The 11,910-nt window shown below is 74.1% G+C and carries 14 protein-coding genes; 8 read left to right on the plus strand and 6 right to left on the minus strand.

The window, feature by feature from the left end:
• Window positions 1-30: 30 nt before the first annotated feature.
• The 6 genes from ACWDBE_RS10650 to ACWDBE_RS10675 all read right to left on the minus strand — a co-directional run bounded on the left by ACWDBE_RS10650 (window position 31) and on the right by ACWDBE_RS10675 (window position 4,471).
• Window positions 31-1,137, minus strand: coding sequence for an AI-2E family transporter (locus ACWDBE_RS10650; RefSeq protein ID WP_449792505.1), 1,107 nt, complete (start codon window positions 1,135-1,137; stop codon window positions 31-33).
• Window positions 1,138-1,239: 102 nt separating this feature from the next.
• Entirely contained in the window at window positions 1,240-1,509 is a 270-nt protein-coding gene (locus ACWDBE_RS10655; RefSeq protein ID WP_449807734.1) for a hypothetical protein, read from the minus strand.
• Window positions 1,506-2,210 (minus strand): glycerophosphodiester phosphodiesterase, encoded by a 705-nt coding sequence (locus ACWDBE_RS10660; RefSeq protein ID WP_449792503.1) that lies wholly within the window; start codon window positions 2,208-2,210, stop codon window positions 1,506-1,508. The genes ACWDBE_RS10655 and ACWDBE_RS10660 overlap by 4 nt, the downstream gene beginning before the upstream one ends.
• Window positions 2,207-2,665, minus strand: a complete 459-nt coding sequence (locus ACWDBE_RS10665; protein ID WP_449792502.1) for a hypothetical protein — start codon at window positions 2,663-2,665, stop codon at window positions 2,207-2,209. Before ACWDBE_RS10665 ends, ACWDBE_RS10660 begins: the two co-directional genes overlap by 4 nt.
• Window positions 2,666-2,778: 113 nt before the next feature.
• Entirely contained in the window at window positions 2,779-3,195 is a 417-nt protein-coding gene (locus tag ACWDBE_RS10670; protein ID WP_392871285.1) for a TOBE domain-containing protein, read from the minus strand.
• 91 nt (window positions 3,196-3,286) lie between these two features.
• Window positions 3,287-4,471 carry an ROK family transcriptional regulator gene (locus ACWDBE_RS10675; protein ID WP_449792501.1) on the minus strand — a complete coding sequence of 395 codons (1,185 nt, stop codon included), beginning with the start codon at window positions 4,469-4,471 and terminating at the stop codon, window positions 3,287-3,289.
• Window positions 4,472-4,577: 106 nt separating this feature from the next.
• Here ACWDBE_RS10675 and ACWDBE_RS10680 point away from each other — a divergent pair, with 106 nt between their 5' ends.
• From ACWDBE_RS10680 to ACWDBE_RS10715, 8 genes are all read left to right on the plus strand, one after another.
• Entirely contained in the window at window positions 4,578-5,813 is a 1,236-nt protein-coding gene (locus ACWDBE_RS10680; RefSeq protein ID WP_449792500.1) for an MFS transporter, read from the plus strand.
• 144 nt (window positions 5,814-5,957) lie between these two features.
• Window positions 5,958-6,737 carry a dienelactone hydrolase family protein gene (locus tag ACWDBE_RS10685; protein WP_449807735.1) on the plus strand — a complete coding sequence of 260 codons (780 nt, stop codon included), beginning with the start codon at window positions 5,958-5,960 and terminating at the stop codon, window positions 6,735-6,737.
• Between the two features lie 17 nt (window positions 6,738-6,754).
• Window positions 6,755-7,306, plus strand: a complete 552-nt coding sequence (locus ACWDBE_RS10690; protein ID WP_449807736.1) for an RICIN domain-containing protein — start codon at window positions 6,755-6,757, stop codon at window positions 7,304-7,306.
• A 48-nt stretch (window positions 7,307-7,354) separates the two neighbouring features.
• Window positions 7,355-8,098, plus strand: a complete 744-nt coding sequence (locus ACWDBE_RS10695) for a TVP38/TMEM64 family protein (protein ID WP_449792497.1) — start codon at window positions 7,355-7,357, stop codon at window positions 8,096-8,098.
• Window positions 8,099-8,208: 110 nt separating this feature from the next.
• Window positions 8,209-8,724 carry a DinB family protein gene (locus tag ACWDBE_RS10700; RefSeq protein ID WP_449792496.1) on the plus strand — a complete coding sequence of 172 codons (516 nt, stop codon included), beginning with the start codon at window positions 8,209-8,211 and terminating at the stop codon, window positions 8,722-8,724.
• A 282-nt stretch (window positions 8,725-9,006) separates the two neighbouring features.
• Complete coding sequence (locus ACWDBE_RS10705) at window positions 9,007-9,399, plus strand: cell division protein SepF (protein ID WP_449792495.1); 393 nt, start codon at window positions 9,007-9,009, stop codon at window positions 9,397-9,399.
• A gap of 170 nt (window positions 9,400-9,569) precedes the next feature.
• On the plus strand, window positions 9,570-10,202 hold the full coding sequence (locus ACWDBE_RS10710) for a TetR/AcrR family transcriptional regulator (protein WP_449792494.1): 633 nt from the start codon (window positions 9,570-9,572) through the stop codon (window positions 10,200-10,202).
• Window positions 10,203-10,271: 69 nt separating this feature from the next.
• Window positions 10,272-11,843 carry an MFS transporter gene (locus ACWDBE_RS10715; protein ID WP_449807737.1) on the plus strand — a complete coding sequence of 524 codons (1,572 nt, stop codon included), beginning with the start codon at window positions 10,272-10,274 and terminating at the stop codon, window positions 11,841-11,843.
• The last annotated feature ends 67 nt before the right edge of the window (window positions 11,844-11,910 follow it).

Genomic DNA, 11,910 nt, shown 5'->3' on the forward strand with positions numbered 1-11,910 from the left:
ATTTCGCATTAGTGATGATCACACGGCGACTCACGGCCCGGCAAGCGACTTCCCCGTCCGGGCCCGGTCGCCCCGCAGCACGGTGACGACACCCATGCCGGCGGCGCAGACCGGGACGGCGAGCAGGGCGCCGATGATGCCGGCGATGCCGGCGCCGGCCACCACGGCGACCATGATGGTGGCCGGGTGCAGCTCGACCGTGCGGCTCTGGATGACGGGCTGGAGGATGTTGCCCTCGATCAACTGCACCGCGAGCACCACGCCGAGCGCCCACAGGGCCGTGCCGAGGCCGCCGTTGGCGAGGGCCACGAGCACCGCCGCCGTGCCGGACAGGAACGCTCCGACGAAGGGGATGTAGGCACCCATGAAGACCAGCGCGCCGAGCCCCGGCGCGCCCGGCACGCCGAGGGCGACCAGGCCCACGGTGATGAAACTCGCGTCGATCAGGGCGATCAGGGTGGTGCCGCGCATGAACCCGGCCATCGCCTCGAAGGCCCGCTCCGCGCAGGCGATCACGGTGGTGGCACTGCGTTCCGGCAGGTACGAGCGGATGACGTCGCCGGTGCGGTGCCCGTCCCGGAGGAAGAAGAACACCAGGGCGAGCGCCAGCACCCCGCCGGTGATCACCTGGGTGAGCAGGCCGAGCCCGGAGAGCACCCCGTTGGTGAGGGCGGAGATCAGCGAGTTGGTCTCGCCCCTGGCGTTGCTCAGCGCGTGCTCGATCTTCACCCCGAAGGGTCCGAGCCAGCCGGACAGCCGCCGCCCGGCCGCCGGGAGCGAGGCGGCGATCTGCGGGGCGCTGTGCACCAGGGAGTTGACCAGCAGCGCGATCACCCCGCCGACCGCGGCCACCAGTACCGCGCAGGTCAGCCCGGCGGCCAGGCTCCGTCCGACGCCCCGGCGCACCAGCCAGGGCACCACCGGGTAGAGCAGCGAGGCCCCGAGCAGGGCCAGGATGAACGGCACGGTGGCCGCCCGCAGTTCGACCAGCGCGAAGACCACCAGCGAGGCGACGGCGATCAGCAGGATCACCGCCAGCGACCAGGCCGCCGCCCGGCGCAGCGCGGGCGGCAGCATCAGGTACGGCCTGCGGTGGTCCGGCCGCGGCTCCTCGCCGGGCGCACGCTCCACGGACACGGCCACCTCCGCCGGGGGGGTCGTCGACGTTTCCGAACCGCCCCAGCTCAGCAGAGGTTCCGACGGCCCGCGCGGCGGATCCGCCGGGAGCACCCGAACGGGCTACCCGGATTCCCCGAACCGCACGGACCCGCCGCCGCCCGCCCCCGCGAAGGCCGGCACCCGCTCCGCCTCGGCCTCCGCCGCCCGCCGATCGGCCCGGCGCGGCGGCGCGAACGGGAGGACGGAGGGCGGTCGGGGTACGGCTTGGGCCCGGAGGCCACCGAGGTGGTGGACCAGCGCGGCGGGCGCCGGGTCGGTGCGGGCGAGCAGGTGCCGGCGGGCCGGCAGGCCCCGGCCGAGCGCCCGCCGCCCGAGGACCGGTTCGGTCACCGGCGGCCGTCCAGCACCGAGCGCAGCACGCCGATCCGGTTGGAGGTGATGGAGGCGACGCCGGTGTCGCGCAGTCGGCGCATGGTGCGGCGCAGGTCGGCGGTCCACGTGGCCACGGCGAGCCCCTCGTCCGCCGCGGCGGCGGTGAAGTCGGGGGTGACCAGGCCGAACGGCGGGTTGAGGTAGCGCGGGCGCAGGTCGTCCAGCAGGGCGCGCACGGGCATCCGGAGCTGCTTCCAGGTGAGCGCGATCTCGGCGTCGGGGCTGAGTTCGCGCACCGCGAGCATGGCGGTGGTGGGGCCGCAGAAGGCGACGGCCCGTTCGGCGCCGAGGCCGGTGACCACCTCCCAGGTGGCCGCGGCCGGCCGGGCGTCGTCCAGGTCGATCAGCAGCCGGCGGCCCTCGACGGCGGCCACCGCCTTGACCGCCTCGGCGAGGGTGGGGACGGCGAGCGGGCCTTGGCGCAGCTCTTCCAGCTGTTCGGCGGTGACCCGGTCGATCGGCCGCGGGTCGCCCCAGAGCCGGTCCAGGGTGCGGTCGTGCAGCAGCACGGGCACCCGGTCGCGGGTGAGCTGGACGTCCACCTCGACGGCGTCGGCCCCGGCGGCGAACGCGGACTCGACGGAGGGCAGGGTGTTCTCGCGGAAGCGGAACGGGTCGCCGCGGTGGGCGACGGCGAGCGGCTTGGCGGCGGCGTTCATCGGATCCTTCCGGCGAGCCACGGGGTGAGGTCGCGGACGCCGACGTCCTCGCGGTGGCTCGGCTCCCCGGGGACGGTGACGATCAGCGTGGTGGACGGCGGGAAGGTGCGCGCCTTGACGTGCGCCAGGTCGGACCAGACGGCGTTCAGGAAGCCGGGGACGCGGTCGCGGTCGACGTCGAAGGCTATGCCCTCGACGGTGACGGTGACCTCGTCGTGGGTGAACAGCCGGACGGTGACGGCGGGGCTGCCGTCGAACTCCAGCAGCGCCTCGTGCGGGATGGTGCCGCAGGCCCCGTCGAGTTCGTCGCCCGGGCCGTCCGGGCCGACCAGCCCGGCGAAGGTCCGGTCGCGGCCGATGTCGTGCTGGGCGCGGACGGTGCGGCCGTGCCTGGCGGCCACGGCCTCGATCGCGAGCACGGCGCTCTGGGTGGTCGGCAGGTGCTGGGGTGGCATCCGGGGCCTCTCGTTCGGTTCCAGGACTCGTGACGGGGGTCCTGCGGCGAGTCCTGCGGGGACTCGTGCGGGACTCCTGCGGCGACTCGGTGCGACGGCTCCTGCGGGGAGCGTCAGCGCCGTTCGATCATCACATTGGTGGACTTGATGACCGCCGTGGCGGGCGCGCCGGGCACCAGGTTCAGCTCCTCCGCCGACTCCCGGCTGATCAGCGACACCACCCGGAACGGCCCGGCCTGGATCTCCACCTGCGCGGCCACGTCACCGAGCACCACGTCGGTGACGATCCCAGGGAAGCGGTTGCGGGCCGAGGACGGCCGGCCCTCCGTCTCGGCGTTCTCCGGCCGCGCCAGCTCCCGGGCGAAGGCGGCGAGCTCGGCCCCCGGGATGATCCGGTGCCCGTTCTCGTCCCGCGCGGCGGCGACCCGCCCGGCGTCCACCCAGCGCCGCATGGTGTCGGCGCTGACGCCGAGCAGCGCCGCGGCCTCGCCGATGCGGTACGGGTTGGCCGGCGCCTCGGGCTGGCCCATGTGCGTCTCCTGACGGTGGTTCGGGATCGGGAGGCGTGCGCCCCCGCGCCATCCTGCCGTACCGACGGCACGGACGGTCACGCGAGGGCCGTCACGGCTCGCCGAAGAGATCGCGCCGCACCGCGTCGCCGGCGGTGAGCACCGCGCCCGCGAGCACCGCGCCGCCGCCCGCCGTACCGGCCCGCACCTCGGTGCTCAGCGGGGAGAGCAGGGCCAGCCGCCGTTCGACCCGGCCGGCCAGCTCCGGCCCGCCGGCCCGGCCGACCTCGCCGCCGAGCACCACGCAGCCGGGGTCCAGCACCACGCAGACGCTCGCCGCGCCGAGTGCGATCCGCTCGGCCAGCGCGTCCAGGAAGCCCTCGCCTTCCGGGCCGGCCACCAGGGCGGCCCGTACGGCGGCCTCGGCGGCGGAGGCGTCCCCGGCCCGGTCGGCGGGCAGTCCGTGGGCACGGGCCAGCGCGCAGATCGCGGCGCTGCCGACCAGGCCGTGGAAGCCGCCCTCGCAGCTGTCGGCGCTGGGCAGGCCGACGGTGCCGGGGACGGGCAGGAAGCAGATCTCGCCAGTGCCGCCGGAGAAGCCCCGGCGCAGCCGGCCGTCCAGGATCACGGCGGCGCCGACGCTGTGGCCGAGCCACATCAGCACGAAGGTGTCGCGATCGCGCGCGGCGCCGACCCGGTACTCGGCGCGCCCGGCCAGGTTGACCTCGTTCTCCAGGATCACCTCGGTGCCGGGCAGCTCCTGCAGCGCGGCGAGGAGCTCGGCGTGCCAGCCGGGGAGCTTGCCGGTGCTCTGCAGCCGCCCGGTGGCCGGGTCGACCAGTCCGGGGGCGCCGACCGCGACGGTGTGCAGCCGCTCGACGCCGACGCCGCGGGCGGTCTCCAACAGGGTGGCGACGATCGCCCCGGTGGTGTCCGGCCCGCCGTCCCCGTCGACCGGGACCTCCGCGGTGGCCAGGCTGCGCCCGGCCAGGTCGGCGACGACCAGGCTGACGCCGCCGGAGCGGACGTCGACGGCGGCGAGGTGCGCCCGGGAGGCGACCAGCGCGTAGAGCCGGGCGTTGGGGCCGCGCCGCTGTTCTCCGCGCTCACCGACGACGGCCACCAGGCCGGTGCGCTGGAGGCGTTCGAGCAGGTCGGCGACGGTCGGCCGGGACAGGCCGGTGAGGTCGCGCAGCTCGGTCGCGGTGAGGGGCCCCTGTTCGAGCAGGAGGTTGAGCGCCAGCCGGTCGTTGATCGCCCGGGCGGTGCTCGGCGTGGCCGTACGCGCGGTGGTCATGGCAGATCATCCTTCCAGAGCCTTTCTATCAGGATCCCTCCCTGATAATTTATCGACCGTCAAGGGCACTGTCGCGCCCGCGCCGCGCGACCGGGAGGGACACCGCATGACCGGGACCACCACACCACCACCGGAGCCGCTGACCGCACCGCGCCGGGCCCGGGCGAGCATCGCCCTGGTCTTCTGCGTGCACGGGGCCGTCACCGGCAGCTTCGTCACTCGCATCCCCTGGATCCAGAACCACCTCCACCTCTCGGCCGGCCAGCTCGGACTGGCCCTGGTCATGCCCGCCATCGGCTCCTCCCTCGCCATGCCGCTGGCCGGCCGCTTCGTCCACCGCTACGGCGGCCGGGCCGCGGTGCGCGGACTGCTCTCGCTCTGGTGCCTCGCCCTCGCCCTGCCCGCGCTCGCCCCCTCGCTGCCGGCGCTGTGCGTGGCGCTGCTGGCGTACGGCGCCACCTCGGGGATGGCGGACGTGGCGATGAACGCCCAGGGCGTGGAGATCGAGGAGCGACTCGGCCGCTCGATCATGTCCGGGCTGCACGGGATGTGGAGCGCGGGCGGCCTGCTGGCCTCCCCCTTCGGCATCCTCGCCGCCCACCTGGACCTCGACGCCCGGCTCCAACTGGCCGTCACCGCGGCGGTCCTGCTCGTCCTCGCCCAGGCCGTCTGCCGCGGCCTGCCGGACATCCGGGCGCACGAGGGCGCGGAGGAGCCGCCGCGGTTCGCCCTGCCACCGCGCAGCTCGCTGGTGATCGGGCTGGTCGGCTTCTGCGCGGTCTTCGCCGAGGGAGCCTCGATGGACTGGAGCGGCGTCTACCTGCGGGACGTCACCGGCGCCTCGGCCACCGTCGCCGCCGCCTCGTACACCGCCTTCTCGCTCACCATGGCGGTCAGCCGGCTCGCCGGGGACGCGGTGATCCGCCGCCTCGGCGCCGTCCGCACCACCCGCGTCGGCGGCGCCGTCGCCACCGCCGGCGGCCTGCTGGTGGTCGCCGCCGACAGCCCGGCCCTGGCCATCCCCGGCTTCGGCCTGATCGGCATCGGCATCGCGGTGATCGTCCCGCTCGCCTTCGCCGCGGCCGGCCGGATCGGCACCAATCCCAGCCAGGCCATCGCCGGCGTCGCCACCGTCACCTACACCTCCGGCCTGATCGCCCCCGCGGTCATCGGCGCCCTCGCCCAGGCCACCTCGCTGACCGTCTCCTTCGGGCTGGTCACCGCGCTCGCCTGCGCCCTGCTGCTGAGCGCCGGGGCGCTGCGGCTGGCCGAGCGGAATCCCGACCGCGAAAGCACCGCCGGAAAAACGCCTCCGGCAAAAGCGGGACCGGTGAAAACGTGACCACACCGTCACCGGAAAGGACTTCCGGAAAAGATCTCCCCGCGATACGATGGTGAATTCTCGAGGGAATTCCCGACTAAGGTCTCGAACCGCCGGGCGCAACCGCGCCCGGCGGTTCTTCGTGTTCCACGAGAGGGATTCCCCGTGTGCTACGACCCGGACGCCGCCCCGCCCGCCTTCACCCCCGCCCCGTGGCCGCTGGCCGAGGCCGCTCCACTGGTCCTCACCTCGGCCGACGGCACCCGCTTCGGCGCCTTCCTGGCCCGCCCTGAGATCGCCACCGGGCCGGGCGTGCTCGTCCTGCCGGACAACAAGGGCCTTTCCGCGTTCTACCGGCAGACCGCCGCCCGCCTCGCCGAACAGGGCCACCCGGCGCTCGTCCTCGACTACTACGGCCGCACCGCCGGCGCATTCCCGGAAAAGCGCCCGGCGGAATTCGGCGAACTGCCGAACCTGCTCCCCCACCTGCTCGCGCTCACCCCCGACGGATTGGACGCCGACATCACCGCCGCCCTGGCCCGGCTGCGCGCCGTCGGGCCCGCCGAGGTGGTCGCGCTCGGCTTCTGCTTCGGCGGTCGGCAGGCCTTCCGCACCGCCGCACCGCGCTTCGGCCTGGCCGGCGCCGTCGGCTACTACGGCTACCCGGACGCCATCAACGGCGCCCCGGGGCCCACCCAGCTGGCCGGGGAGCTGACCGCCCCGATCCTCGCCTTCTGGGGCGGCGCCGACGAGCACATCCCGGCGGACACGGTCGCGGCCTTCGACGCGGCCCTCACCACCGCCGGCTGCCCGCACGACTTCGTCAAATATCCTCGCGCCCCGCACAACTTCTTCGAACTCTCCGCTGTCGAACACGCCGACGCGGCCCGGGACTCCTGGCAACGACTGCTGGGATTCCTCGCCCGGCCGCGCCAGGTGCACTGACCACGGAGGTCGAACAGATGCCCCTCAGAGCCCGTCTCTCCGCCGCCGCCGCCGTCCTCGCCACCGCGGCGGTGGCCCTCACCGCCCCGCCCGCCACCGCCACCACCACCTCCCCCACCGCCGACTTCGGACCCGCCGAGATCCGCACCGGGATGTACGCCGGGACGAACGACCTCTGCCTGGAGGTCGCCGACTGGCGCACCGACAACGGCGCCCCGGTCCGGATCTGGACCTGCACCGGCGGCGACAACCAGAAGTGGACCCAGACCGCCCAGGGCTGGATCAACCTGCACAGCGGCAAGTGCCTGGAGATCGCCGCCTTCAGCACCGCCCCGGGCGTCCAGGCCAGCCAGTGGAGCTGCAACGGCGGCCGCAACCAGCAGTGGAGCGACCCGCCGGCCAGCCACCCCGGCACCCCGCGCCGGATCGTGAACGCCAACAGCGACCTGGTCCTCGACGTCTCCGGCGGCGTCATCGACAACGGCACCCCGGTGATCCAGTGGAAGTACCTCGCGGGCGCCTACAACCAGTACTGGCACTACAACCCGGAGAAGAGCCCGTACAGCTGAGCCGGGACCCGGCGCGGGCGGAGCCCGAGCACCGGTTAGGCTCGGGCGGTGTTCGAGCCCGATGCCGTTCCCGCGCCGCCCGTCGTGGCCCTGCCCGCGCCGCCGGTCGCGCCGCCGGTGCCCGCCGCCGTCCCGTCGCGTTCGCCCTGGTGGCGGTTCGCCCTGCTGGTGGTGGTGCTCGCGGCGGCCGCCGGGTCGCTGCTGCTGTGGAGCCCGACGGAGCTGCTGTCCGGCGGGCTGGCGGAGCGGATGCCGGGGTACTGGTTCGGCCCCCTGTTCGCCCTGGTCTACGCGGTGGGGACACTCGCCTTCGTGCCCCGGCCGGCGCTCAACGCGGCGGCCGGGCTGCTGCTCGGCATCCAGCTGGGCGTGCTGCTGGCGGTGCTCGGCACCACGGTGGGCGCCGCCCTGGCCTTCGTGCTCGGGCGGGGCCTCGGCCGCGAGGCGCTGCGCCCGTACCTGCGCGGCAAGGTGCTCGGGACACTGGACCGGCGGTTCACCGAGCAGGGCTTCCGCAGCGTGCTGGTGCTGCGGCTGCTGCCGGGCATGCCGTTCCAGGCCGCCAACTACGGCGCGGCCTTCTCCGGCGTCCGTTTCCTGCCCTTCGTGCTGGCCACCGCGATCGGCGTGGTGCCGACCACCGCGGTGTACGTCACGGCGGCGGCCAGCGCGGGCCGGCCGGGCTCGGCGGCCTTCCTGCTGTCGGCGGGGGTGATCGCGCTGCTGGTGTTGGGCAGCGTGGTCGGCCTGTGGCGGACGGCCCGCGCCCGCCGCCGGGCGACGGCGGGCTGAACCCGGCGCGAGCAGGCCATCACGGCGCGGCGACTCGCGGCTCCGCGGCTCCGCGGCTCCGCGGCGAAAATCGTTCGCCCCGGGCGCGGCCGGACGCCAGGATGGCACGCATGATCGAACCGGACCCGCGGGTGGACCCGCCGACGACGGCCGACGAGGCCGCCACCCTGACCGCCTTCCTCGACTACCACCGCGACACCCTCGCGCTGAAGTGCGAGGGCCTGACCGACGACCAGCTGCGGCTGCGCTCCGTCCCGCCGTCCAACCTCTCGCTGCTGGGCCTGGTCCGGCACATGGCCGAGGTGGAGCAGTACTGGTTCCAGTCCGTCCTGCTCGGCCGGGAGACCACCAACGGCCACTTCTGGACGAAGGAGAACGAGGACGGCGACTTCGACGACGTCGACACCGCCGACGTCGCGGCCGACTTCGCCACCTGGCGCGCCGAGGTCGAGGCCGCCCGCGGCGCCGCCGCCGGCCTGCCGCTGGACACCGTCGGCAAGAAGCCGCGCCGGGGCGAGCCGGTGACGCTCCGCTGGATCCTCACCCACATGATCGAGGAGTACGCGCGACACAACGGCCACGCGGATCTTCTGCGCGAATTGATCGACGGTGCGACCGGCGAGTGACGCCGCGGGTGAAATCGTTTCCGCATTGTTGACAGAAGGTCAAATACGCCGTGACGGTGACCGATAAGGTCAACGCGCGCAACCGTACGACGCTGCGCCGCGTCAGTGGGAGTGCCCGGGTTCGCCCGGGTTTCCGGCGCGGCACGACTCGTACGGGGGTTGCGAGCGGGCACGGGACCGGTGAACAGTGCGATACTCGGACAGTTCCGACGAGTGGATGACGTGTCAAGAACGGCACGCGCCCCCGGGGGACCAGGACGGGACGAGGCAGGGAGGCGCGGCATGGGAGCACTTCGCGACGAGCACCACAACGGGTGGCTGATGCCCTCGGGGAACTACCCGGCCGCGGTGTACGACGACGAGTGGATCGATCAGGAGACGGCTCCGGCCGTCCCCGCGCCCGCGAAGATCGTCTCTCTGCGGCCGACGGGCTTCGAGGCGGCCCGGACGGTCGGTGAGCACATCCGGGCGAGCACCCCGGTGGTCATGGACCTCACCGAAATGGAGGAGGCCGAGGCCAAGCGCATGGTCGACTTCGCCTCCGGGCTGATCTTCGGCACCAGGGGCGGCATCGAGCGGATCGCCAAGCGGGTGTTCCTGCTCACCCCGGCCGACGTCGAGGTCATGGTGATCGACCGCCCGATGGACGACACCGGCTTCTACAACCAGAGCTGAGCCGCCGCGACAGGGCCGAGCAGAGCCGCGACCGCGACACCCCGGAACCGGGGACGGTACACCCGCCGTCCCCGGTTTTTTGCTGCCCGGACTCTGATCTCCCACGCCTCATCTGAGAGCCGGAAATCAATAATGAGACATCCATGTCTCACATGAACTAGACTCGACTCATGGCCACCGATCGCGACACCGTCCTGGAAGCCGCCGTCGGCGTGCTCTCCCGCCGCCCGACCGCCCACCTGGACGAGATCGCGCGCGCCGCCGGGATCAGCCGCGCCACGCTGCACCGGCTCTTCCCGGGGCGCGACGCGCTGATCCGCGAGATCGGCCTGCTCGGACTGCGCCGGTTCGCCACCGCGCTGGACACCGCCGAGGTCGAGCAGGGTGACGCCGAGGCCGCGCTGCGCCGCCTGGTGGACGCCTCCGTCCCGGACGCCGCGCTCTGCGCCTTCCTGGCCGGCGAGAACCAGCTCTACGAGCACGACGACATCAACGACCTCTGGGAGGTCCAGATCGCCCGGCTGCACGCGCTCTTCCTGCGCGGCCAGCAGCACGGCGTGTTCCGCATCGAGCTGAGCGCCGCCTGGCTGAGCGAGGCCTTCTTCGACCTGGTGGCCGGCGTCGGCTGGGCCATCCAGGACGGCCGGCTCGCCCCGCGCGACGCCGCCTTCTCGCTCGCCGAGCTGTTCCTCGGCGGCGCGCTGCGCAGACCGGACGCCCGCACCGCTCCCGTCGCCGACAGCACCCCCACCCCACCCACAGCACCGCCGACCACAGGCCGGACACCGATAAACCATGAGTGAGCGAAGCGAGCGAACCATCACGAGGCGCGCAGCGTGCGAAGCGCCTGCCGAGCGAAGCGGGGTGGGAGCGTGAGCACCCTGACCGCCCGCCAGCGCTGGACCGGCCTCGCCGTCCTCGTCCTGGCCGTGACCGTGGTCGCCCTGGACGCGACCGTCCTCTCCCTCGCCATCCCGTCGATCAGCGAGACCCTGCGCCCCAGCGGCACCCAGCTGCTCTGGATCGGCGACTCCTACTCCTTCGTCCTGGCCGGCCTGCTGGTCAGCATGGGCGCCCTGAGCGACCGGATCGGCCGCAAGAAGCTGCTGCTGGCCGGGTCCGCCGCGTTCGGCGCCGCCTCGCTGCTGGCCGCGTACGCGCCGAGCGCCGGTTGGCTGATCCTGGCCCGCGCGCTGCTCGGCGTGGCCGGGGCGACGATCATGCCCTCCACCCTCTCGCTGATCCGCGGGCTCTTCCCGGACGACCGGGAGCGGGCCACCGCGATCGGCATCTGGGGTGCGGCGGCCACCGCCGGCGCCGCCCTCGGGCCGGTGGTCGGCGGGGTGCTGCTGGAGCACTTCTGGTGGGGCTCGGTGTTCCTGATGAACATCCCGGTGCTGATCCTGCTGCTGGTGTCCGGCGCCTGGCTGCTGCCGGAGTCCAAGGACCCGAAGCCGGGCCGCTGGGACGTGCTGAGCGTGTTCCTGTCGATGGCCGGTGTGATCGGCGTGGTGTACGCGGTCAAGGAGGCCGCCGCGCACGGCGTGGACCGCTGGGACGTGCCGGTCGCGTTCGTGCTGGGCGCCGCCGCGCTGTTCGCCTTCGTCCGCCGCCAGCTGCGGCTGGAGACCCCGCTGCTCGACGTCCGGCTGTTCCGCGACCGGCGGTTCACCGCGGCCGTCTCGGCCTCGCTGATCTCCCTGGTCGGACTCTCCGGCGTGATCTTCGTGGTCTCGCAGTACCTCCAGCTGGTCCGCGGCTACCAGCCGCTCCAGGCGGGCCTGGCCGAGCTGCCGGCCTTCGCCGGATCGGTGGCCGGCGGACTGCTGACCGCCGCGATCGCCCGGCGCTTCGGCGCCCGCAAGGCGCTGACGGCCTGTCTGCTGGCGATGGGTCTGGGCGTGGGCGCGCTCGGCTGGCTGTCGCAGGACACCGCCTATCTGCTGCTGGCCGCCTCCTTCCTGCTGGTCGGGACGGCCGAGGGCGTGGTCTACACGCTCGGCGCCGACCTGGTGCTGAGCGCCGCGCCCGCCGACAAGGCCGGCGCCGCCTCGGCGGTCTCGGAGACGGCGTACGAGCTGGGCACCGCGCTCGGCATCGCGGTGGTGGGCTCGGTGGTCGGCTCGATGTACGCGAGCGGTCTGGCCGTCCCGGCCGGGACGGACCCGACGACCGCCGCCCGGGCCGGCGAGTCGCTGGGCTCGGCCGTCGAGACGGCCCGGGGCCTGTCGCCGGAGCTCGCCCAGCCGCTGCTGGCGAGCGCCCGGGAGTCCTTCGTCCACGGCATGAACAGCGCCGGACTACTGGCCGCCGCGCTGCTGGTCGGTGCGGCCGTGATGGCCTGGCGGATGCTGCGCGGGCTCTCCGGGCGGAGCGCCGGGGCGCAGACCGGCGCGGGGGGCACGGTCGACGCACCGGCCGTCCAGCCGAAGGTCGACGCGTAGGGGCCCGCAAGGGCGCCCGAGAACGGATGAGAACGGCCGTTTCCCCCTGGGGAACGGCCGTTCCCGT

Source organism: Kitasatospora sp. NPDC001132, assembly GCF_053598415.1.

What these genes read in the sequence shown, in the direction of transcription:
- ACWDBE_RS10660 (WP_449792503.1), bottom strand. Translation starts at nt 2,210, where the DNA reads ATGAACGCCGCCGCCAAGCCGCTCGCCGTCGCCCACCGCGGCGACCCG.
- ACWDBE_RS10665 (WP_449792502.1), bottom strand. Translation starts at nt 2,665, where the DNA reads ATGCCACCCCAGCACCTGCCGACCACCCAGAGCGCCGTGCTCGCGATC.
- ACWDBE_RS10670 (WP_392871285.1), bottom strand. Translation starts at nt 3,195, where the DNA reads ATGGGCCAGCCCGAGGCGCCGGCCAACCCGTACCGCATCGGCGAGGCC.
- ACWDBE_RS10675 (WP_449792501.1), bottom strand. Translation starts at nt 4,471, where the DNA reads ATGACCACCGCGCGTACGGCCACGCCGAGCACCGCCCGGGCGATCAAC.
- ACWDBE_RS10680 (WP_449792500.1), top strand. Translation starts at nt 4,578, where the DNA reads ATGACCGGGACCACCACACCACCACCGGAGCCGCTGACCGCACCGCGC.
- ACWDBE_RS10690 (WP_449807736.1), top strand. Translation starts at nt 6,755, where the DNA reads ATGCCCCTCAGAGCCCGTCTCTCCGCCGCCGCCGCCGTCCTCGCCACC.
- ACWDBE_RS10700 (WP_449792496.1), top strand. Translation starts at nt 8,209, where the DNA reads ATGATCGAACCGGACCCGCGGGTGGACCCGCCGACGACGGCCGACGAG.
- ACWDBE_RS10705 (WP_449792495.1), top strand. Translation starts at nt 9,007, where the DNA reads ATGGGAGCACTTCGCGACGAGCACCACAACGGGTGGCTGATGCCCTCG.
- ACWDBE_RS10710 (WP_449792494.1), top strand. Translation starts at nt 9,570, where the DNA reads ATGGCCACCGATCGCGACACCGTCCTGGAAGCCGCCGTCGGCGTGCTC.